This window comes from Campylobacter sp. US33a, from assembly GCF_004378855.1.
Lineage (GTDB): Bacteria > Campylobacterota > Campylobacteria > Campylobacterales > Campylobacteraceae > Campylobacter_D.
Map to the genome: position 1 here is coordinate 23,477 of NZ_RYYL01000013.1, position 19,866 is coordinate 43,342.

A 19,866-nucleotide genomic window follows, 5' to 3' on the forward strand; every position below is an offset into this window, starting at 1 on the left:
GGAAATAAATGAAAAAAATATTTACACTTATAATTGCTTGTGTATTTGCTAATGCTAATGTTATTCAATACGAACTTAAGGCAAATGAAGAAATATTTAAAAAAGGTTTTGAAGCAGGTTTAAAGGCTTTGGAATTTCAACGGAAAAACGATGGCTATGCTCCAAAAAAAGTTGAGATTCAAAAGGAATATTTTATTACTTACAACATAACCAAAATGCCTTACAATGATGTCATATTTCTTCAAAATATAACCGCAAAAGAAGGCTTTGACACTCATATTACAAAAGATAAGTTGTTTTTTGGAGAATTTGAAAGAGAAGCTGATGCTAAGGATGCTTTGCAAACTTTAAAAGATAAGTTTAAAATCAATGCCGTTATCAATAAAAATAAAGGCAATGAAATATTAGTTACATATCCAAAACTTTGGGGTGATTTTTATACGCATATTATTGATAAAGTCGCAAAAGATGGTTATTTAATTAAGGTTGAAGTTATAGAGGTTCAACCAAAAGCCATTGAGCAAAAACCAAAGAAAGAGGAGAAACCAAAGAAAACTCAACAAGTTAAATTTGAAAATGAGCTAATAAAAAAAGAAAAGAAATTTTTTAGACTAAAAAACCAAAAAGCAATGTTTTATAGTGTTAAAGGAGACAATAAGGATTCTAAAAACTATAAAGAAAAGAGTTTGATTTCTAACGGCAATTTTGCGCTTGAAAGTGAAAAACCTATCGTAACAAAACAAGGTGAAAAATTTTACAAAGTTGCAAATAAAAATGTGTATTTTTCAGATCGTGATGTTTTGATTAGTAAATAGGAAGTTTAAATGAAAAAGATTTTAATAGGTGTTTTTTCGCTGATTTTTTTAAGTGCTTGCTCTGGAAAAGTTCAAACTAATCCTATTCCTGATCCGAAAAAATATTCTTTTCCAAAGCAAAGCATTGATTATAAGCCAACAACAGATGTTCCTCAAAAATACATTGTTGATTATGATGATTATGTCAAAAAATTTTTTAAATCAGATGCTAAAAATGCCATAAAAAGTATATGGAGCATAGGTTTGGAAAGAGGGCATTATGAATAAAAAAATCTTATTAATGCTTCTTGTTTTTGGTTTGATGTATGGTGCAACAAATAGCGGAAGAGAAGCAAATAATATAGTTTTGGGTTCATCTTACGGAAAACAAGTCATTCAAGAGAATAATTTAAGTGGCAGTAATTTATTAAATAAAGAAAAGCCTAAATACTACAACGAAACGGTTTATAACTGGGTTAATTATTTCAGTAATAGTAATCCAAGAGGCATAGAGTCTGTTGGCAAGCAAGAAAAAATGGTTGTTGCTTATGTTCCGCAAGAAAATAATGCAAGCAATGTTGATAATAATGCCACTGATTTAGCGGTGGTTAAAGGTTATTGTTACATTACAGAGGATATTAGCGTAGGCAAACAACCTGGCTCTTTAAGGCTTGATTGTCAAACTAATGTTGGTGCAATTACTATGTTCTCTAACTTAGTAACTGTCAATGAAAAGGCAAGCTTAGTGGTTGATCCTGTTTATATTGAAAAAAATGGCGTGAGATTTGATGTTAAAAGTTCTGTTGTAACAAACGAGAATAAGACTTCTTACAATATAGCGACTTTTGTGAATGATAGAAAAATTGCACAAATTGGTTGGGGTGCTTTAAGTGTTGGCTCTGATGAATTTAAAACAGCTTCAAATGAATATTTGCAAGCTCTCGAGAAATCCAAAACAAAACAAGATATCAGCTATATTAATGTTGGAGATGGTGCTGGGAACAGCTATCCACAGGCTGTTGTTATGACAAATACGGAAGAGCCAGATCCTTTAGACTATTTAGTCAAAGGAGCAATTAATGTAACTGCTTCAGTTGTCAAAAATACAGCTGATATATTTAGGAAAGACTTGCCTTATCTTTATTATGTTAGCAAAGACAGCAAGATATGGATAGATTTGAAAGTAAATAAACAAGGAGTGTATGTAAAATGAAAAAAATAGCGTTAATTAATTTATTCACTATAGCTATTTTAAATACCAATTTATTTGGAGTTAGCACAGAAGATTTTTTCTATCAAAGAGGTTTTGAAAGCGGTTATAACAAAGGGTTCGAACAAGGCGTAAAGAGAGCTTTTGAGGAAGCTAAAAATGTATTAGAAAAATATAAAGATCAACTTACAGCGTATGAAGTTGGAAAATATCTTGTGACAACTCGATATTTAACTTATCCAGAAGTATGGCAAGAAAGAAGTGAAGATGGGACTTTTAAATTAAGAATCTTGCCTTCAAAAATAGAAAGACCTATTAATATTGATGAATTATTTACAAAATTTTCAACCCTACCTCTTAAAGATGGATTAGAGAGTCCATCTTTGGAATTAAGTGTTGAAGAAAGAAATAGTGTTTATTTAAGCGATAGAGATTCAAATACTAATGATATGCCACAAAATGTCGAAGAAGATGTTAAGACAACTACTTTAAGCATTACAAAAACAGCTAAAAATCTTGATGTATTAAAGAAAGCAAATGTTGTTTTCTCTGATGAAGGTAGTGTTTATAATGTTTTATTTTTTACTCCACAAGAAAAAAGGGATTTTTGCAAATCATACAAAATATGTAATTAAAAGGAAAATCTAATATGAGTGAAAATGTTCAAAATAATTTAACTGAGATAGCCAATGAAAATGAACTCAAAAAGAGCAATAAAAAGGAAAAAACTACAGAATACAACGGAAGAGAGAGTTTCAATTTTAAATGTGAGCAGTTTTTTGGGAAAAATTGGAAATATGTAGGATTCTTTGTAGGTTTTTCTTTGCTTTTTGTTGTCATTCAAATTAATTCTATGAAAAATAGTATTAAGGACTTGGAAAAAACTGTTGCTGATAATAATGGAAAGGTTGTTTTGACTACTACAGATGGTAGAGCAATTAGAGTTATTAAAGAACCTATTAAAGCTGAGTATTTAAAGCAATTTGCTGTTTCCACTATGGTCAATAACTTTGTGGTTTCAAGGGCGCAATTAACAAATAATTTTACAAAACCAAATTTTAAAGATTATAACGATGTTTTAACAACTGTTCCTTCTTTGGGGACTTTTCTTAAAAATTTTGTCAATATTGAAGATAAGCAAGCTGTTGGCGAATTTAGAGCTTATTTGCAATGGTTGATTTCAGCTGTGGCTCAAGACAAATTACCAGAATATATTTCAATCAGAGATTATAGCATCGATAAGTATGAATATAATGGTAATTCTTTTAATATAGAAATCAGCATTAAAGTCATTGCGCAAAGCTATATTATTGCACTAAATGAATATGCCAACAATCAAGGGATAATTAAGATAGGAGCCAAAGGGAACTTCAATCTTGAAAAAGCAACAGATATAAACCCTTATGGATTCAGATTGACTAATCTAAAAATCAGTCCAGTAATAAAACCAAAGGTTAATTAATGTCGCGTTTAATGAGTTTATTACTAATATCTATAATTGAATGTTTTGCTTATAGTAAAGAAGAAATAGCTTATATGCTTAAAAAGCAAGCATTGTATAGTCAAATAGATGCAAGGGTGCTTTATACTGTTGCAAAAATAGAGAGCGGTTTTAATCCTTTTATTATTTCTTTTGTGTCAACAACAAATAAAAATTTTAATTATGATAAAGTGGTTAAGACAACCATTAAACCTTATCAAAACAACAAATTTATTGTTAACATTGAGTCAAAAGATGTAGAAAAGCTCGTAAACATTACCAAAGACTTAATTGAAGATGGTTATAAGGTGGATGTGGGCTTAATGCAAATTAATTCACAAAATTTTTCTAAAAGTGAAATTAAAAAAATGTTTGAGTTGAAAACAAATATTCTTAAAGCTACAGAAATATTAAAACTTTGCGGTATTAAATATCAAAATATAAAAAATACTATTGAATGTTATAACAAAGGCTATAGACAAGGAGAAGTTTTAACTTATTTTAATAGATTTAAAGAAAGTTTTAATAAAGATTTTGGAGGTGTTATATGAGTTTAACACTACTAACTTTAGGAGTAGCTGGACTTGGAGCTACTTATTGGGGTTTTAAAAAGAAAGATCCAAGTATTCAACTTGGTTCTTGTTTTTTTGAAAGATTGGCAATACCAATTTACACTTTATTAAACGAATACCATAGTAATTCTGGTTTAATGATTGATTATATAAACGAGAACAGTGTTAACTTAAATACGCCTATTAATAATGGAGAGATTTTTGGAATTGAATTAAAATCAAATAGCAATATACATAGTTTTTTGGAAAAAAATTTCATTGATGAGATTATTAGTTCCTACAAAGAAAATACAAACTCCATTTTGTTTTATGTAATACACAAACAAGGTAAATGGCATAAACAATATTTATTATCTTATTCTAAACCTATGATTAAAATATTATCAGATAGATATGCTTCACCACTTTTGAGTGGTATTGAACTTTTAAATGTGATACACGATTTATATTTACAAAATTCATTTTCAGTGGATCACGATAAGAAAAATATTTTTAGAGATATGACTATAGTAAAAGATTCGCTAGAACAAGAGCCTGAATTTATGCTATTTAAGAAAGCTATCAGACAAAGTTTGTATAAATCATTAAATGATGTGGAAATATTTCAGGGATTTAAAAACCTAGATGTTGCAGAAACAAATATCTTAAAATTGTTCAAATCAAACTTTGAAGGTTCTATATGGTTTTTACTCGATTTTAATGTGTCAAGAATTAAGGCTCATATTAATAAGCTTATTAATGAAACAAAAGTTTCTGGAAATAAACTCCCATTTACAACTCTTAAAAAAATATATGATTCAGGTAATCAGCAACTTTGTTTGATGAATTCTTTGGCTTTATTTAAAAAATATCCAGAAGATATAGCTTCTATTTTAAGTTCTAATCTAAAAACATCTTTTATACCAAGAGATTTGTTTAGATCCGAAATACTCAAAAAAACTCTTTTAAAGAAAAGAGACTTGGATTATGATTTTTTAGTTAAATCTGAATTTCTTAATAGGTTTATTGCTTCTTGTCATAAGGCTACTACACCAAAAGCTGATATTTATGGAATTGATAAAAATGGCGGATTTGTAAATTTTTCTTTTTCTGCAGAAAACTTCAATCCACATTCAGTGATTATTGCCCGTCCTGGTGCTGGAAAATCTGTTTCAAAACAAAAAATTATGTCTCAAATGATACAACTTGATTTTGAAACAGGTAAGGCGCATAATTTAGGTTCAAATCCTGGAAATGTAAAGTTAAGAAGTTATGATATAGGCTTTTCGGATAAAAATTTTATTGAAATCATTAAAAATAATAAAGAAAATAAGGTTGCTCATATACAAAATTCCTTTAGTCGCTTCAAATATAATCTCGTATCAACTGAAATGACTAGAAATATGGATTATTATAAAATGAATGCAGATGAATTAGAAGCTTTTGAGGCTGATATTCAATTTGCTGTGGATTTAGCAGATTTGATTTTATCCAGCTCTTCAAAAGGTGCTTCTGATAATAGCTTAACTTCTTTGGAAAAAAGCGCCTTGAAGGATACGATAAGAACCTTATATGTTGAGAAGAATTATAATGATTATAAGATTAATGAACTTGCAAAAGAGCATCAGGATTTGTTTGATGAGCTTATAGAACTCGGTTATAAAAAAAGCGATGCTATATCAAGTATAAAAGAAAGCAAATACGATTTTTTAAAAAAGCCTCTATTAAATGATGTGATTATGGCTGTTAATGTTCAATCTGAAAATAGGCAAATTAAGGATATAGAAAGAGAGAGCTTTAAAAGCCTTGTTAATAAGTTGGAAGCTATTAATAAGATAGGTATTTTTAGTTCTTTTGATAGGGTTGAAATTGTTGAAGCTGATGTTTTGAGTATGGATTTAAATAATTTTAAAGAGAGCTCTTTATTTGTTCCTATTTTCTTTTGCATCTTTCAAAAAACTTATTTAAGAGATAGGGAATTTGCACTTAGATGTAAATTTGAAAATCGCCCATCACCTAAACTTTTTTATGCTATTGAAGAGGCTAAAAATTTCTTTAGAGATAAGGATAGTTTGGTTCTAGCTGAATTATTCGATAAGGTTACTTTGGAAGCAAGAAAATATAATGTTCATCTTTGTTTTATTGTTCAAAACGCAGATCATCTTCCTAAATTTATATCAAAAAATATTGACACCAGAATATTTTTATTGGAGGCAGGCTCAAAGCTTGATGTGATTAAAGAGGCTGATGAGGTTTTTAGTATTACCGAAGATGTTAAAGAGGCGCTATTAAATACAGATAGATATGAACTTTGTATTTGGTATCAAAGAGGTGTATTTCATATGAGATTTGAGATATCAGATAGTGAAATGAAAGTATTTAATACAAACCCAAATGTTTAAAAGGAAGTAAATAGTGAAAAAATCAGAAAAAAATAATGACAGCGTTGTTAACTCTGAATTTATAGAAGTTCCATTAAGTTTATATTGCTCACTTGCTGGAATTACAGAAAAAACCGCTTACAATAGAATGAAAAAAGGCGAATTGAGAGTTTGCAAAAAAGAACATAAAAATTTTGTTTTAGTTAATGAAAAGCAGTTATTTATTTTAAATAAAGCAGAACAGATAGATAAATTAGTTGAAAGGAGGAGTATTAAAAAATCAAAAGAATTAGATAGGAAAAAAATAAAGAAGGTTATTATCAAAGTCAAAAGTGCTATGGAAGAGTTAGAAGAAACTATAAAATTACTTGGTTAAGGTGAAATCGAAATGGGAGAATTGAGTTCAAAGGGAGAACAACTTATTGCAACGGCATATACTTTTGGGGCAACATCTCTTGTGTTTGCTGTTGCTCCTTTTTTAATTGTGATTATAAAAGGTTTGATAGATCACAGAAAACCAGATAGATTGCCATCCAGTATTTTTAGTGTAATTCTATTTGCATTTTTGGTTCACACGATCTCTTGTATATTATTTTTATTATTTATAAAAATAGCCGATGCTCAATCTCGAATATATGGTTCTAATTACTTTCAAGAGAAAGTATTTCCATTATTCTGGGAGTCAAACAAACAAAGTGTATTGAGTATGGCTGGAGCTGGAGATAATATTGTCGCAGAAGGTTCTTTTGTGATTTTATATACTGTTCAAACAATTAGGGATTGGAGTTTTATTATTTTGCCAATTTTGGTTCTTTCCTTAGGAAGTGCTTATGGTGCTTTTCAATCTAAAAAAGATACTTATAGACAAGGTAATGATTATCTAACAACCTTAGTTTGGACTATAGTTTCAACACTAGGTGCTAGTTTGCTTTTTATTGTTTGGGCAAAGATTGCAGAAATAGCTTTATTTATACCAAATGGTGAAACCATTATTGGAAAAATGCAAGAAGCATATCGAAATATGATATTAAATTAATTAAAGGAGAAAAAATGGCAGAGGAAAATAAAGAAGGAATTTTGTGTCCAATTTGCGGAAATGGAAGAATTAAAGTGAGTCCTGACAATTCATATATTCATTGTGAATTTAAAAAGGTTGAAAAACAAGGAAAAGAATTTGTTGATGTAGGAGAATGCAAATTTAGAATTTTTTTCAACCAATCAAAATCAATAGGAAGAACTTTAAATAGGGCAGAGGTTAAAAAATTGTTAAATGGTGAGGGTGTAAAAAATGCCAAAGGAGATACTTTGTATCTTGATAAGGAAAATGAGGCGTTTTATACTCGAGTAGAGTGGGCTGAAAAAAAGCCTTCAACGGATCTTTTATAAGAAAAAAACAAGGAGAACGAATGAAATTAATTAGTAAAATAAGTTTTTTAGCGTTTTTGCTTTTTATTTATACAAACGCATTTGCTAATGATATGGATGAGGTAACAAATATTATCAATGATGCCTCAACTGCTGGAAAACAATCAGTTGGTGTGGTTTTACAATGGGTCTTTGCAATCGGTTTTCCTTTGATATGTATTGGTGGTTTTATGGTTTTGGGTTACACCATTGCAAAGAAAAAAGTTGAACAAACTCAAGATGGACATTCAAGAATACCTACAGCTGTTTTTATTGGTGCACTCGTAGGGGTATTTGTTTATGTTGTCGTAACTATGTTGATATTCCAAGTTATTACTGGAGATATGACAAATGCAGCCACTGTTGTAACAGATTTCTATAAAGAAGCTTTAGGACTTTAAATGATTAAAAAACAATTCTTTGCGATTTTTTTATTATTCCTTTTTGTAAATAATGCTTTTGCTTGGGGCTGTCATAAAGTTTATTGCGGTGGTAATATTAAAAGTGGCGAAGAATCTTCTAAAAATAGCATAGAACAAGCTTATGCGAAGCTCTATGCTAATTTAGATGAGCTAAGAAAGCAATACGAAAAACAGTTGGAGCAAATAACTGAGCAAAACAAGTTATTAAAACAACGAAAAGCTTTAATGCAAAAAGATTTGATGGATACGAAAGAAATTATTTTTTTGCTAAAAAAATTTAATAGTTTGCAAAACAATATTAACACTTTAGAAGCGTATTAAGAAAGGAAATAAATGAAAAAAATACCAATGTTAATTGGATTATTAATGTTAATTTCAGTGGATGTTTTTGGGTGTTGGAGTGGATGTAGAGATCCAATGTTGCCTTCTGATTTATCAAATAGCTCAACGCAAAAATTTAATGAGTTTGAATCTAAAACACAGGCTAAAATTGAAGAGATAAATAATATTTTTGCCGAAGCATTCGTTGATTCTGAAAATAGCAATCTTAAAGAGCTTAATATCTTGTCATCTTTAAAACAAAATCAAGTGCTAAATAATTCTCAAATAGAGTTTTTATTAAAACAGCTCAATAGTTTGCAAAACAATATTAACACTTTAGAAGCGTATTAAGAAAGGAAATAAATGAAAAAAATACTTTTTGCATTTGGATTGATAGGAGCAATGTATTGTAGCTCTTACGCAGTTGATTTAGATGATGTAATTGATGATGTTTGGGATATTGCGGATGACAAATCAAATCAAACTTTTGGACTGTGCTATAGACCAAGTAATACTGGTATTTCTGGCGATATTTGTAGCATTGTCAATAATGCGGATTTATCTTTTGATGCGTGTGCTATTTTGCCACCTATTCCTGGATTTGAAAAAAGAAAAAGCAATGTTTCATTTAGTGGTTTAAAATCACTTTGTAGGGAGAATGTAAGAGAATTTGCAGACATTTCTTCAACTGCAATGAAAAATGTTGCAGAAAATTTGGCTGACGACACTGGATTATCGGATAAAACGACATTACCAAATGGTTTAACTGTTGATAAATATCTCAAAAGATGGAATGCTAAAGATATTCTTGGAGATGATGGCAACATAGTCAAATCACTAGCAATGAAAAACGACAATAAAAGTTTAAAAATGTTAATGGATTATGACAAAATTCAAGGCGGTAAAGGAAGTATTGCTGAAATTGATCCGTCTCAAATTAAAGCTCCATCAGATTTATCTGAATACCGAAAATCAAGACAAGAATTGGCAAAAAGTTTTTATATAAGCTCTCAAGATATGTCGCCAAGTAGTATTTCAGCTAAAACAAAACAACAAATTCAAAGCAATGGAGGAAATAAAAATACTTCCAATGGAGATGAGTTAGCGCAAAACCTTATCAATGGTATGAGTCAAGATTTTGAATTTGCAAAGGCAAATGAGATTGGAAATGCTCTTGCAATTTATGCTAATAATAATCCAAACTATATTGCATTGCCAACTGAAGATGTTTATCAATATTTAAGAAGTGATTTGAAGCTTCAAATGGTTCACGATATCAGAAAACAACAAATTGAAGAGGCTAAAATCATTGCAGATATAACTGAAAAATGGGAAAGAAAAAGAGCTATCGCTTCGCTGATTGCTGATAAAGAGGTAATAATGAGCCAAAAATTTGATGAAGAAGGCGCAAGAAAAGAAATTGAGAAAATTATTGCTGGTGCTAATGATTCTAGCGATATTCCACAAATACCATAAAGGCAGATAATGACTAATATTGAAAATACTGAAAATGAAATTAATAGATTAAAAAAACTTATTTTAGATTTAAGAAGAGATAATAATGTTTTATCGCAACACTTATTATTCATAAGACAAAATTTTCAAGAAAAAATCGAAACTTTAGCCAATACAGCAAATAAAACAGAAATTGGAACTCGTAATGTTCTTGGTGGAGTTTTAGATAAATTAGAAAATGATGAAGCAGGAGATTATGCGAGGATTATTGAAAAAGTAATTAGAGAAGATAATGAAGAAAGTCGAAATAAGCTTTTTGAAGATATTGAAAGATATATAGAGGAAACTAAGTTAAAACATATTCCTATTTCATATTTGCAATGGTGTATGAATGGTGTTTTTGTTTTTGGTTTGATAGCCATAATAGCAGTGTTGTTAATGAGATAAAGGAGAATATGTATGGAAGATAATAAAACAATGGAAGATAATATAATAAATGAAACTACTAGTTTTAATGATGGTATAGCCTATGGTGTTAAAGAGTCACCCCCAACTCCAGTGGATAGAATTAAACAGGGTGTAGCAAATATAAGAGATTCTTATGAAGCACTTTGTGATACATTTGAACAAAACAAGAATGATAGAAAGGGTTGTTTTGAAAATTCGAATGATTTATTATTGACAAAAACATTATTTGAAGCATTAAGAGATTTTCTATCTGAACACAAAAAAACGATTGATACTTTAATAGAAGCACAAGATAATATGTCTTTAGGAATGAATTTAAAAGAGAATAAAAAATTATCTAAAGAGCTTATTGTTTCTTCTATAGAGAGTGAAATTAAGGAAAATATTGAACTTAGTCAAGATTTAAAAAATGCAGAATTGGCAAAATTAAATAATGAAGATAATAAAAATCTCATTTATGATATTGCAAAGACCTCGATAGATAGATTTAATGATGAGATTTTGAAAAGTTTTAAAGAAGATGGGACTTTTGACTTTGATAAGGCTAAGGAAACGATTTTGAATAATGATGTTTTAACAAATGAGGATATATATCAAGCAATGGGAGAAAAATATCAAGAAACCAATAAAGATATATTGCAGACATCAAATATAGTAAATAACACCGTTAAAAATAATTTAAAGTTAAAATAGGATTAATATATGGATATACAAGATGATAAAGCTAATTATGAATTAAAAAAAGGAAAATTTTTGATTTATCATAAACATAAGGCGCCAAAAATGTTTAAAAAACTTTGTGATGCAAATAATTTAGACTCTGAGCAAATCCAAGCTATTGGTATTAAATATAACAATAATCAAGAGATAATTTACTCATCTGATAAAACAGAAGATGGTGTATTCATTTGGAAAAGGATTAATTAATGCAAAAAGAATACACTATTAACGAAATATTAAGCAATGAGCAATTTAAAATCAAGCTTAATTATAGATATTATTTAGCCTCTGGAACAAATTTTTTATTTTTTATTCTATCTTATTTTACAATTGAAAGTTTTATTAATTTTATTGCAATTTTCGCTCTGCTAAGCTTAATTGGATATAGGTTTTTGTTTTCATATACAAAAGATGGCAATCAGTTTAAGCCTTATTTTATAAGAAAAGTTTGTATGGTTATTAAAAAGATAAGAAGTCGAAAAAATATTAAGTAAAAAGTGGTGTTCAAATGATTAAAAGTATTTTATTGTTAAGTTCAGTAACTATTTTTTTGTTAGCAAATCCTACTTCTGCAATTAACAAATTAAACGAGAGTCAAAAAAAAGGAAATGAATTGGTTGAAAGACAGAATAAAAATTTAAATATTGCACTTGAATTAAGTAAATTTATTTATGTAAAAAAGAATCATCTTTCTTTTTTAATTAACAAAAGAAATAAGTTATTGCACAATCAAATCAATTTAAAGTCAAATAAAAAATAGTAGGGATAATGATGAAAAAAATTCTTTTTAGTTGTTTGTTTTTAATACATTCATATGGTGCTGTTTGGAGCTCATCTGGAGATGATGGAATTAGAAATTCTTTTGATAATTTGACAAATTTAGTTGATCAAAAAAATGAAGAATCAAAAAGAAAATGGAGTGAGGAGATTCAGCCTCTTATAGAAAAAATTAAAGAACAAACTTTAATAAAAGAACAATTGATTAAAGAAATAAATGCTTTGGAAATTGAAACAACTATGGAGAATAAAAATATGATTTTTTTATTAGAGCAAGAAAAAAAATTATTAGGTAATTATGAAAACATATTAGGTATTCAAAAAGAATCTCAGGAGAATAAATGAAAAAAATACAGCCAAAAACAAAAAAAGAACTCATAGTTTTAGTTGATAGCAATAGTATCAATCTAGGAGACATAGATACAAGCAACATTACTGATATGAGCGAGTTGTTCCTAAACTCAACTCGAACAGACTTTAGTGGTATTGAGAATTGGGATGTAAGTAATGTTTTTTCGATGCGTGCAATGTTTTATGGAGCTGAGAACTTCAATCAAGATATATCAAAGTGGAATGTAGGTAAAGTTTTTGATATGGCTGGGATGTTTAAGGGTTGTATTGAGTTTAATCAAGATATTTCAAAATGGAATACAAGTAATGTGTTTGATATGGATTCTATGTTTGAAAATGCTAAGAGTTTCAATCAAGATTTAAGTGGTTGGAATATTAATAAAGTTAGACATAAAGAAAATATATTTAAAAATTGCATAATAAAACGCAACAATGAAGTAAAGATTAAAAAATATATTCCAGAGGATAAAGAAGAATTATTAGCGTTAATTACAAATGAAGATATTAATCTTAAGGACATAGATACTAGTCTTATCACTGATATGTCAGGATTGTTTTTGGATTCCACTCGTAAAGACTTTAGTGGCATTGAGAGTTGGAATACAAGTAATGTCAAAAATATGTGCGAGATGTTCTCTGGTGCTATAAACTTTAATCAAGACATAGGTTCTTGGGATACTAGCAGGGTTAAAGATATGAGTGCAATGTTTAGAGGTGCAGAGAGCTTTAATCAGCCTTTAAATAAGTGGGATACAAGCAATGTTAAAGATATGAGTGAGATGTTTAAGGGTTGTATTGAGTTTAATCAGTCTTTAAATGATTTTAAAGTGGATAATGTTGAAAATATGCGTAGTATGTTTGAAAATGCCATAAATTTCAATCAACCATTAAACAAATGGAACACAAGTAATGTAAAAGATATGTATCATATGTTTGATAATGCTAAGAGCTTCAACCAAGATATTAGTGGCTGGGATATGAGTAATATAATTTTGGAAAATTATATGTTTAATAATTGTTCTATCGGTAAAAATTTTATACCTTTGAATGATAAGGAAAAAGTTTTTTCAAGTGAAAGTTATAGTAAAAGTTTTAGTATTAAAAATATTTGGTCAAGAATTAAAAAAGTGAATAATTAAGGAGTGAAAATGAAAAAAAAGATAATTTTGTCAATTGTTAGTTTATGTATTGGGAGTTATTTGTTTGCCAGTGATACTGCCAGTATAATTGAATTTTACCAAAATAAAATAAAGGCAGTTTTTCCAGATGCTGAGACTAAAGTAGATATTGTTTCAATAGAAAAAATTCCTAATATGAATTTTGAGAAAGTAATAGTGAATATTAAGCTCGGAGAACAAGAAAAACAAGATATATTTTTTAAGCAAGGCAATATAATTATGCCAGATATTGTAGATTTAAAATCGCAAATTTCATATAAAGAAAAATTTAGAAATGAAATAAAAATTAAAAATGTAAAAAAAATTGAAAAAGCACTTTTGGAATTAGCTCAAAAAGAAACTAAAAAAATTAGTTTAGGAGATAAATCAAAGCCTGAAATTTATGTTTTTTCAGATCCAGAATGTCCATATTGTAGAAGACATTTGGCTAAAATAGATAATATTCTTAAAACAAATAGGATTCATTTTATTTTTACAACAGTTCACGGAGAAAGTGCATTTGAAAAAATAGCTTTGATATATAAAGAAGCTTCAAAAGCTAAAGATGACAATGAGAAACTTAAAATCATAAAGCATTACTATGATAGCAAAACAACTGATTATTCAAAGGTTGATGAAAAATTAATTCAAGAAGCTAAAGATTTGTTGAAAAAATATTCTAGCGCTGGATTAGAATCAGTTCCTACTATTATCAAAGCGGAGAAATAATGATGTTTAAAAAAATATTATCATTTTTTTTATTAAGTGCGCAGATATTATTTGGCGCTGATGCTTTAGAAGAGGAAGCAAGTAAAGTTTATAGGGAGCCAAGTAATGTAATAACTGGTGAGCGATGCGAATTTAGGTGTAGAAAGGTTGCTGAGAAATATGGGACACAAATTGTAGGGTTTAATATTCCAGAAGGAATCACTCACTGTGTAATTTTTGAAAAAAACGATCACGAAAAAGTTTTAAAATTCAACGCTGATACTAAAAATTTAGCTTGTCAAACGGATTTAGCTAAAAGAAATCCACAACTCTTTCCAAGAGGAGAAAAGACAGAAGTTAAAAGTCAGATAAAACAAGTTATAGATGATAATGAAATTACCCTTTCTCGATTTTTAACATCAATTGCTACATTAAATCCAGAAATTATAGATAGAGAAAAAACCGCATTAACTGGACAGTTAGAATTACAACCAGGAGTTAATCCAAAAGGTTCAATTGCTAATTTATTTTCATTTGAAAATGATGCTTTTGGTCCAGCAAAAGAGCTTGCAAATGCGTTACCTTTATTTTCATTTGATAAAACAGCTCAACCTGTTACTAGCGGTGAGAGAATTAGTATTGCAGATGGATTTAATAAGTCAAATTTAGCTTATTTCTCAAATTTATATAACTCGATGAGTTTCATTTATACACATTTACAAAATCTTATTTTTATTATTGTTGGTGGTTTTTATTTGTCTATTTTTGGTGGAAAAAAACTTCTATCATACCTTCAAAATGGAGAAAATGATCCTAACGATGATAAGAAATATTTAGAAAGATTTAGTCTTCCATTTATTATGACTATTATATTTTTTGCTCCAATACCTGAAGGAAAAGCTGGAGATGTTGAGATGCAAGCTACTCCTTTTCAAAAAATTATTCGTTTTGCAACAAATGAGGCTAATAATATAGCTGATTTAGCAAGTGCGCAAGGTGCAAATACTTATATGAATAAACTTTATTCATCGGTTGGAGGCATTAGTCAAGAAGGAGAAAAGACAATTAAAAATAACTTAGAACTTGCTAAATTTACAAATGAAAAGGCTATAGAAATTTATAATGAAAAATGCTCTGAAAGATTTGCTGGACAGCCAGCTGGAATACCTTTTACAAATTTAACAGAGCAAGAAAAGAAAGATTTATTAGAAAAATGGGATTTAAAACAAGTTGCTGGAACTGAAAATGATATTTCTTTGCAGGCTTGTGTTGCACTTCAGAATCAAATTTATAATACAAAATCAGATGTCGTTAGATATAGTAAGCAAATCCAAGCTATTGAGCAATATTTATCTAGCAATGAATTAGGGCAAAAACTAAGTCAAATTGATCATTACATTGCTAATAGAGAATTGGAATTTGGTTGGATTAATTCTACACTTTTGCCAGGAACTGGATTAATGGTTCAATTTCAAGATTTTATGTCTGATAATGTAATTCAAAATGATGAAGAAATGGAAGAAATTACTAAAAAAGGTCAAGAAGCGACAATTGATGCTGTTAAAAGTGGAGAGATTGATTCTGGTGGTAGCCAAGATGGATTATTAAGGCAAGGGGTAGCTTTTGCTATTGGCAATTTAGCGTATTTTATCCTTCCAGGTTCTGGGGCAGTATATGATTTTTTCTATGATGCAATAGAAAAGATAGGTGAAGTATTGGGGTTCTTTATTTCAAATATTGTAAGCATTGTAGGAACTCCAGCTTCTGGACTTATAGCAAAATATGGAGTTAAAACCGTTTTTGCTTTACTTCCTACATCAGTATTTGCTACTTGGTTTACTGCTATGATTATGGAATTAGTTTTACAAAATTTACCAGTTCTTGTTGCAACAGTAGCTGGTGCTGTAGCTTTTATTGCTTATTTGGTAACTTTAACTAAATATTTTTATATTTCACCATTTGTAATTGCTTTTTCTTTGGGGACAAAACGGGTTGATAAAATAGTTCATTTTTTGATTACTGGGATGACAATATTTTTTAGACCAATACTTATTGTTTTATTTGTATACCTAGCTTTATTTTTAAATACTTTAATTAAAGAATTGTTTGTGCTTGTTTCTGTAGAGCAATTTGGTGCCTTGAAAGTAGCTGGAGAAGATTTAACAGCGATCATAATTATTGAAACAGTGAAAGGTATATTGAAAATATTAGGTTATTTGGCAGGATCTTATATTATGTGGAAAACTATAATTGGAGGACCTGATTGGGTATTTAGAATGATTGGAATTGACAATCAAACCAGTGATGTTGTTACAGATGGTATCAATAATAGGTTGGAACAAAAAAGCTTTATGGTGTGATTTTTTTATTTTAAAAAAGAGCAAATAAAGTTTTTGGGAAACAAGATAGAGTTATGAAAAACTAAGAGGCAAGTAGAAAAGATGGAATATGAAAGATAATATAAATATTTAAATCCGCCTCTTTTTATTTGATAGTTATGATTAATTGTTTGCCTAAAACTCTTGTAGCACATTCAAGAGTATTAAGTGTAAGAGATTTATTGTTTGGATTTAATAAACGATTTACACAAGCTCTACTTGTATTCATAAGCTCGGCTAATTTTGTTTTGGTTATATTTTGCGCTTCCATTTCTTTTTGAAGTTGATAGGCTATAACCTTTTTAACCGCATAGCTTTGGACTTCATCAAAAATGTTTTCATCTTTTAAAAAATCATCAAATGAGTTTAATTCTTTTACTTTCATTTTAGTTCCTTTGCTCTTTCTTTTGCTAAATTTAACTCTATTAATGGCGTTTTTTGACTCTTTTTAATAAAAGCGTGTAGCAATATCATACAATTATCAATTATCACAAATATTACTCGCGCTATGCGATTTGAACTAATATTGCTACGGATTTCATAAAATCCATTGCCTAAACTTCTACAAACAGGCATACCAATAGGAAAGCCAAATTCTACAACCGCTATATCTTTTCCGATTATTACTCTATCTTCTTTACTTAGTTCTAACAACCATTCTTTTACAGGCTCTTTGCCGTTTCGGTTTTGATAGAATTTGGCTTGTATCTTTTTCATTAGCATATTGTATCAAAAAAGATACTAATTCCAAAATTTTCTTATTATTTTATGGTCTAATCCTATATCCTTATGACAATGAAGGTATTTTAGATCTGCCATTGCGCATAAAATATGTTATAATTTTTATAAAAATAGGATTGAATAACAATGCAATATCTATCAGGTTTTCAAGCTCTTAATATTCCTAATCAAAAAGGTTTGATAGCAGACTGGCATCCACAGATTTATTTAAATCCTAAAAAAATTTTGTTTTATGAGAGCGACAATAATCCTTTAAAAGATTTAGGCATACGCAAATGCTTTGTAAAAACATTGCAAAAAGAATACAATGTTGCTTCTTTTGCAAGGGCAATTGCTGATTTACTTTATTTTAATAAAACAGCACAAATGCAAGGCATAGTAGATGATTTTTTAGATGAAGATGATGCAATGGAGCTATTTAATTATTTAAAAATTCTACCCAAAACACAAATTGTTCAAAGATTTTTAAAATATGAATTAACAAAGCTATATTTTAAGGAAAAAAATGGAAAATTATCAGATAGAGCGAGTGAAATTTATTAAAGAAATTCTGCCACTTTTTTCCGAAAATTTCATATTAAAAGGTGGAACTGCTTTAAGTCTTTTCTATGGACTAAATCGCTATTCAGAAGACTTAGACTTTGATTGCATTAGTCAAAATATGAATTTTATCAATTGCTTAAAATCGCACAAAAATTTTAAAGACTGGAATATTAATATCAAAAAAGATACAGATGTTTCTTTTAAGGCAATGATTGATTACGGTGCAAATTCTCATTTAGGAAATTATCCTTTAAAAGTTGAAATAAGTGGTAGAGAAAGAAATCGTTTGCGTTTAATTAATGATGAAAAAGCTTTTTACCAAAAGATAGAAGGAGTGAATGTCTATAATATTGATAGATTGGTTGCAATGAAAATTAATGCTTTCACAGGAAGAGATAAGAGTAGAGATTTTTTTGATATTGGATTCTTATTAGAAAATTATCCTAATGTTTTTAATGCAACACAGCTTGAAGCTATCATTGCTAAGATTAATTATTTTGGGGAAGAAGAGCTTGATTTGTTGCTTTTAGAGGAAATAGAAGAACATAAATTAATAGGAACTGATAGAAAAATAGAAGTTGATGATTATGCGAAAAAGATTTTAAAAAAATCAGAAACTCTTTTAAATACTTTAGAAGAGGAAAAAAACTTAGAACTCAAAGAAAAGAATAATTTTACGAGGCACAAGAGAATATAGTTTCAATAAGGAGGAAAAATGGACACAAATATACTAAAAAGAATGGAGGTAGAAAATTATGGTAAAGAATGGTTTCAAACTTATGATACTTTGAGGGTAATTTCTTTGAAAATGATTGAATATAATGAAGAAGTTATCACAAAAAATGAAATTAAAGATTTGGCAGATAACTTAGAAATATTAGTTTTGATGCTTAAAAGCGATGCGGAAAAACGAAACAAATAGCTACTTAGATTTTTTGATATGTTCAAAGAAGAGGTCAGTTTAGGAAAAAATGTGCCATTCCTAGAACTATGAGAGCTATGGTTATCGTAATAAATAAATACCAAATAGATGCAATAAGTTTCGGTAGAATTACATCATCTTTATACCCAGCGAATGAATTGGGATAAAATACTGATGATTTTTCTATTAGCCAAAATATTAAAAATAATAATAACACCAAAGCAATAAGTATCGAATATGTTAATATTAATTTATGACCAGGATTTGATGTTAATATAAACATTACACCTATTATGATTAATATTCCTTTCATTAACTTACCTCCTATTAATTTTCTTATTATTATATCATAAAATATAGTAATTATTACATAAAAATACATAAAAATATGTAAAAAATAGTTAAAAATATGTAATTTTTACTAAAATATAGTAATTATTACATAAAAATATGCAAAAAATAGTTAAAAATACATATTTTTGTGGTTCAAAAACTCTATAATTTAAAATCATTTAAGTAGAAATCTCGCTTGCTTTAGTTTGAAAAAAATTTTCTTACTCTTTGTTCTTTTTATTATCTAGAGCGTGTTTCACTCTCTGCGGAAATTACAAGCAAAAATCGAAAAAACTTAATTGATTTCTGTAATTTGAGCCTTATCTTTACCTTCCCAATATTTGCCTTTGAGTCCTATATATTTACCATCTTCTGTTTGATACACACCAAAGCTTTTAACAAATTTAATTTTAGGAATAATATAATGACAAGTCTTAAAATCTCCAGTTCTCATATCCGTATTTTTAAGTCCATATAATTTCGCATCTTTTTCTGAGTTAGTAGTAAGGTAAAACTCACTAGTAACATCCTTAAGCTCAAGTTTTTCTATTTTAGCTTCTTTTAATTTTTTTGCTAAATCAGGTTCAATATCATCGATGATTACTTTTTGAACAACTATAGGATTAGTGCAGATACTTTTGTCAATTTTTTCTGGTAGCTCAACTCCGTTTTCTGCTCCACAACCAACTAAAAAACTACTTAGCAAAACAGAGCCTATCGCTAATTTAAAGTTCACTTTCATTTATTATC

29 protein-coding genes are annotated in these 19,866 nt (G+C 28.6%); 26 read left to right on the forward strand and 3 right to left on the reverse strand.

The features are described 5' to 3' along the window. The first annotated feature begins 8 nt into the window (after positions 1-8). From ELQ16_RS08755 to ELQ16_RS08865, 23 genes are read left to right on the forward strand one after another with little or no spacing between them, the layout of a single operon-like run. Complete coding sequence (locus ELQ16_RS08755; RefSeq protein ID WP_134239163.1) at positions 9-815, forward strand: hypothetical protein; 807 nt, start codon at positions 9-11, stop codon at positions 813-815. Positions 816-824: 9 nt separating this feature from the next. Continuing rightward, positions 825-1,082 carry a hypothetical protein gene (locus ELQ16_RS08760; RefSeq protein ID WP_134239164.1) on the forward strand — a complete coding sequence of 86 codons (258 nt, stop codon included), beginning with the start codon at positions 825-827 and terminating at the stop codon, positions 1,080-1,082. After that, positions 1,075-2,007, forward strand: a complete 933-nt coding sequence (locus ELQ16_RS08765) for a hypothetical protein (protein ID WP_134239165.1) — start codon at positions 1,075-1,077, stop codon at positions 2,005-2,007. The genes ELQ16_RS08760 and ELQ16_RS08765 overlap by 8 nt, the downstream gene beginning before the upstream one ends. Continuing rightward, positions 2,004-2,639: a hypothetical protein gene (locus tag ELQ16_RS08770; protein WP_134239166.1), complete on the forward strand. Its 636-nt coding sequence runs from the start codon at positions 2,004-2,006 to the stop codon at positions 2,637-2,639. Before ELQ16_RS08765 ends, ELQ16_RS08770 begins: the two co-directional genes overlap by 4 nt. A 14-nt stretch (positions 2,640-2,653) precedes the next feature. Continuing rightward, positions 2,654-3,466 (forward strand): hypothetical protein, encoded by an 813-nt coding sequence (locus tag ELQ16_RS08775; RefSeq protein WP_134239167.1) that lies wholly within the window; start codon positions 2,654-2,656, stop codon positions 3,464-3,466. Then, a complete protein-coding gene (locus tag ELQ16_RS08780; RefSeq protein WP_134239168.1) occupies positions 3,466-4,035 on the forward strand; it encodes a transglycosylase SLT domain-containing protein in 570 nt (189 codons plus the stop codon). The genes ELQ16_RS08775 and ELQ16_RS08780 overlap by 1 nt, the downstream gene beginning before the upstream one ends. Then, the gene (locus tag ELQ16_RS08785) at positions 4,032-6,437 is read left to right on the forward strand and encodes an ATP-binding protein (RefSeq protein ID WP_134239169.1); all 2,406 of its coding nucleotides are present in this window, start codon (positions 4,032-4,034) and stop codon (positions 6,435-6,437) included. The genes ELQ16_RS08780 and ELQ16_RS08785 overlap by 4 nt, the downstream gene beginning before the upstream one ends. A 13-nt stretch (positions 6,438-6,450) precedes the next feature. Then, complete coding sequence (locus ELQ16_RS08790; RefSeq protein WP_134239170.1) at positions 6,451-6,792, forward strand: hypothetical protein; 342 nt, start codon at positions 6,451-6,453, stop codon at positions 6,790-6,792. Positions 6,793-6,804: 12 nt separating this feature from the next. Next, positions 6,805-7,452: a hypothetical protein gene (locus ELQ16_RS08795; RefSeq protein WP_134239171.1), complete on the forward strand. Its 648-nt coding sequence runs from the start codon at positions 6,805-6,807 to the stop codon at positions 7,450-7,452. Positions 7,453-7,466: 14 nt separating this feature from the next. Next, positions 7,467-7,802: a hypothetical protein gene (locus ELQ16_RS08800; protein WP_134239172.1), complete on the forward strand. Its 336-nt coding sequence runs from the start codon at positions 7,467-7,469 to the stop codon at positions 7,800-7,802. Positions 7,803-7,822: 20 nt separating this feature from the next. Beyond that, a complete protein-coding gene (locus tag ELQ16_RS08805) occupies positions 7,823-8,221 on the forward strand; it encodes a hypothetical protein (protein ID WP_134239173.1) in 399 nt (132 codons plus the stop codon). Further along, positions 8,222-8,563 (forward strand): hypothetical protein, encoded by a 342-nt coding sequence (locus ELQ16_RS08810; RefSeq protein ID WP_134239174.1) that lies wholly within the window; start codon positions 8,222-8,224, stop codon positions 8,561-8,563. 12 nt (positions 8,564-8,575) lie between these two features. After that, positions 8,576-8,914 carry a hypothetical protein gene (locus tag ELQ16_RS08815; protein WP_134239175.1) on the forward strand — a complete coding sequence of 113 codons (339 nt, stop codon included), beginning with the start codon at positions 8,576-8,578 and terminating at the stop codon, positions 8,912-8,914. A gap of 12 nt (positions 8,915-8,926) precedes the next feature. Beyond that, entirely contained in the window at positions 8,927-10,039 is a 1,113-nt protein-coding gene (locus ELQ16_RS08820) for a hypothetical protein (RefSeq protein ID WP_134239176.1), read from the forward strand. A gap of 9 nt (positions 10,040-10,048) precedes the next feature. Next, positions 10,049-10,465, forward strand: coding sequence for a hypothetical protein (locus ELQ16_RS08825; RefSeq protein WP_134239177.1), 417 nt, complete (start codon positions 10,049-10,051; stop codon positions 10,463-10,465). 12 nt (positions 10,466-10,477) lie between these two features. Then, positions 10,478-11,179, forward strand: coding sequence for a hypothetical protein (locus tag ELQ16_RS08830; RefSeq protein ID WP_134239178.1), 702 nt, complete (start codon positions 10,478-10,480; stop codon positions 11,177-11,179). A 9-nt stretch (positions 11,180-11,188) separates the two neighbouring features. After that, entirely contained in the window at positions 11,189-11,413 is a 225-nt protein-coding gene (locus ELQ16_RS08835; RefSeq protein ID WP_134239179.1) for a hypothetical protein, read from the forward strand. Continuing rightward, positions 11,413-11,700: a hypothetical protein gene (locus ELQ16_RS08840; RefSeq protein ID WP_134239180.1), complete on the forward strand. Its 288-nt coding sequence runs from the start codon at positions 11,413-11,415 to the stop codon at positions 11,698-11,700. Before ELQ16_RS08835 ends, ELQ16_RS08840 begins: the two co-directional genes overlap by 1 nt. A gap of 14 nt (positions 11,701-11,714) precedes the next feature. Next, positions 11,715-11,966, forward strand: a complete 252-nt coding sequence (locus ELQ16_RS08845; protein WP_134239181.1) for a hypothetical protein — start codon at positions 11,715-11,717, stop codon at positions 11,964-11,966. Between the two features lie 11 nt (positions 11,967-11,977). Beyond that, positions 11,978-12,328: a hypothetical protein gene (locus ELQ16_RS08850; protein WP_134239182.1), complete on the forward strand. Its 351-nt coding sequence runs from the start codon at positions 11,978-11,980 to the stop codon at positions 12,326-12,328. After that, positions 12,325-13,473 (forward strand): BspA family leucine-rich repeat surface protein, encoded by a 1,149-nt coding sequence (locus tag ELQ16_RS08855; RefSeq protein WP_134239183.1) that lies wholly within the window; start codon positions 12,325-12,327, stop codon positions 13,471-13,473. Before ELQ16_RS08850 ends, ELQ16_RS08855 begins: the two co-directional genes overlap by 4 nt. A gap of 9 nt (positions 13,474-13,482) precedes the next feature. Beyond that, positions 13,483-14,220, forward strand: coding sequence for a thioredoxin fold domain-containing protein (locus ELQ16_RS08860; RefSeq protein ID WP_134239184.1), 738 nt, complete (start codon positions 13,483-13,485; stop codon positions 14,218-14,220). Positions 14,221-14,222: 2 nt separating this feature from the next. Further along, complete coding sequence (locus ELQ16_RS08865; RefSeq protein ID WP_134239185.1) at positions 14,223-16,559, forward strand: hypothetical protein; 2,337 nt, start codon at positions 14,223-14,225, stop codon at positions 16,557-16,559. Positions 16,560-16,683: 124 nt separating this feature from the next. Here ELQ16_RS08865 and ELQ16_RS08870 read toward each other — a convergent pair whose 3' ends face one another. Next, positions 16,684-16,962 carry a helix-turn-helix domain-containing protein gene (locus tag ELQ16_RS08870; RefSeq protein ID WP_134239186.1) on the reverse strand — a complete coding sequence of 93 codons (279 nt, stop codon included), beginning with the start codon at positions 16,960-16,962 and terminating at the stop codon, positions 16,684-16,686. Further along, positions 16,959-17,294, reverse strand: a complete 336-nt coding sequence (locus tag ELQ16_RS08875; protein ID WP_208335093.1) for a type II toxin-antitoxin system RelE/ParE family toxin — start codon at positions 17,292-17,294, stop codon at positions 16,959-16,961. Before ELQ16_RS08875 ends, ELQ16_RS08870 begins: the two co-directional genes overlap by 4 nt. Before the next feature lie 150 nt (positions 17,295-17,444). Here ELQ16_RS08875 and ELQ16_RS08880 point away from each other — a divergent pair, with 150 nt between their 5' ends. The 3 genes from ELQ16_RS08880 to ELQ16_RS08890 are packed head-to-tail and all read left to right on the forward strand — an operon-like array spanning position 17,445 to position 18,783. Beyond that, positions 17,445-17,861 (forward strand): hypothetical protein, encoded by a 417-nt coding sequence (locus ELQ16_RS08880; RefSeq protein WP_134239188.1) that lies wholly within the window; start codon positions 17,445-17,447, stop codon positions 17,859-17,861. Further along, the gene (locus tag ELQ16_RS08885) at positions 17,824-18,558 is read left to right on the forward strand and encodes a nucleotidyl transferase AbiEii/AbiGii toxin family protein (protein ID WP_134239189.1); all 735 of its coding nucleotides are present in this window, start codon (positions 17,824-17,826) and stop codon (positions 18,556-18,558) included. Before ELQ16_RS08880 ends, ELQ16_RS08885 begins: the two co-directional genes overlap by 38 nt. 18 nt (positions 18,559-18,576) lie before the next feature. Continuing rightward, on the forward strand, positions 18,577-18,783 hold the full coding sequence (locus ELQ16_RS08890; protein ID WP_134239190.1) for a hypothetical protein: 207 nt from the start codon (positions 18,577-18,579) through the stop codon (positions 18,781-18,783). Positions 18,784-19,411: 628 nt separating this feature from the next. On the opposite strand, the gene ELQ16_RS08895 is transcribed toward ELQ16_RS08890, so the two are convergent. Continuing rightward, a complete protein-coding gene (locus ELQ16_RS08895; RefSeq protein ID WP_134239191.1) occupies positions 19,412-19,822 on the reverse strand; it encodes a hypothetical protein in 411 nt (136 codons plus the stop codon). Between the last annotated feature and the right edge of the window lie 44 nt (positions 19,823-19,866).

Coding starts and splice junctions, on each gene's coding strand:
- ELQ16_RS08855 (WP_134239183.1), top strand. CDS start 12,325: ATGAAAAAAATACAGCCAAAAACAAAAAAAGAACTCATAGTTTTAGTT.
- ELQ16_RS08795 (WP_134239171.1), top strand. CDS start 6,805: ATGGGAGAATTGAGTTCAAAGGGAGAACAACTTATTGCAACGGCATAT.
- ELQ16_RS08815 (WP_134239175.1), top strand. CDS start 8,576: ATGAAAAAAATACCAATGTTAATTGGATTATTAATGTTAATTTCAGTG.
- ELQ16_RS08770 (WP_134239166.1), top strand. CDS start 2,004: ATGAAAAAAATAGCGTTAATTAATTTATTCACTATAGCTATTTTAAAT.
- ELQ16_RS08780 (WP_134239168.1), top strand. CDS start 3,466: ATGTCGCGTTTAATGAGTTTATTACTAATATCTATAATTGAATGTTTT.
- ELQ16_RS08835 (WP_134239179.1), top strand. CDS start 11,189: ATGGATATACAAGATGATAAAGCTAATTATGAATTAAAAAAAGGAAAA.
- ELQ16_RS08840 (WP_134239180.1), top strand. CDS start 11,413: ATGCAAAAAGAATACACTATTAACGAAATATTAAGCAATGAGCAATTT.
- ELQ16_RS08825 (WP_134239177.1), top strand. CDS start 10,049: ATGACTAATATTGAAAATACTGAAAATGAAATTAATAGATTAAAAAAA.
- ELQ16_RS08800 (WP_134239172.1), top strand. CDS start 7,467: ATGGCAGAGGAAAATAAAGAAGGAATTTTGTGTCCAATTTGCGGAAAT.
- ELQ16_RS08850 (WP_134239182.1), top strand. CDS start 11,978: ATGAAAAAAATTCTTTTTAGTTGTTTGTTTTTAATACATTCATATGGT.
- ELQ16_RS08760 (WP_134239164.1), top strand. CDS start 825: ATGAAAAAGATTTTAATAGGTGTTTTTTCGCTGATTTTTTTAAGTGCT.
- ELQ16_RS08880 (WP_134239188.1), top strand. CDS start 17,445: ATGCAATATCTATCAGGTTTTCAAGCTCTTAATATTCCTAATCAAAAA.
- ELQ16_RS08890 (WP_134239190.1), top strand. CDS start 18,577: ATGGACACAAATATACTAAAAAGAATGGAGGTAGAAAATTATGGTAAA.
- ELQ16_RS08805 (WP_134239173.1), top strand. CDS start 7,823: ATGAAATTAATTAGTAAAATAAGTTTTTTAGCGTTTTTGCTTTTTATT.
- ELQ16_RS08755 (WP_134239163.1), top strand. CDS start 9: ATGAAAAAAATATTTACACTTATAATTGCTTGTGTATTTGCTAATGCT.
- ELQ16_RS08820 (WP_134239176.1), top strand. CDS start 8,927: ATGAAAAAAATACTTTTTGCATTTGGATTGATAGGAGCAATGTATTGT.
- ELQ16_RS08785 (WP_134239169.1), top strand. CDS start 4,032: ATGAGTTTAACACTACTAACTTTAGGAGTAGCTGGACTTGGAGCTACT.
- ELQ16_RS08845 (WP_134239181.1), top strand. CDS start 11,715: ATGATTAAAAGTATTTTATTGTTAAGTTCAGTAACTATTTTTTTGTTA.
- ELQ16_RS08765 (WP_134239165.1), top strand. CDS start 1,075: ATGAATAAAAAAATCTTATTAATGCTTCTTGTTTTTGGTTTGATGTAT.
- ELQ16_RS08860 (WP_134239184.1), top strand. CDS start 13,483: ATGAAAAAAAAGATAATTTTGTCAATTGTTAGTTTATGTATTGGGAGT.
- ELQ16_RS08885 (WP_134239189.1), top strand. CDS start 17,824: ATGGAAAATTATCAGATAGAGCGAGTGAAATTTATTAAAGAAATTCTG.
- ELQ16_RS08810 (WP_134239174.1), top strand. CDS start 8,222: ATGATTAAAAAACAATTCTTTGCGATTTTTTTATTATTCCTTTTTGTA.
- ELQ16_RS08870 (WP_134239186.1), bottom strand. CDS start 16,962: ATGAAAGTAAAAGAATTAAACTCATTTGATGATTTTTTAAAAGATGAA.
- ELQ16_RS08830 (WP_134239178.1), top strand. CDS start 10,478: ATGGAAGATAATAAAACAATGGAAGATAATATAATAAATGAAACTACT.
- ELQ16_RS08775 (WP_134239167.1), top strand. CDS start 2,654: ATGAGTGAAAATGTTCAAAATAATTTAACTGAGATAGCCAATGAAAAT.
- ELQ16_RS08875 (WP_208335093.1), bottom strand. CDS start 17,294: ATGAAAAAGATACAAGCCAAATTCTATCAAAACCGAAACGGCAAAGAG.
- ELQ16_RS08865 (WP_134239185.1), top strand. CDS start 14,223: ATGTTTAAAAAAATATTATCATTTTTTTTATTAAGTGCGCAGATATTA.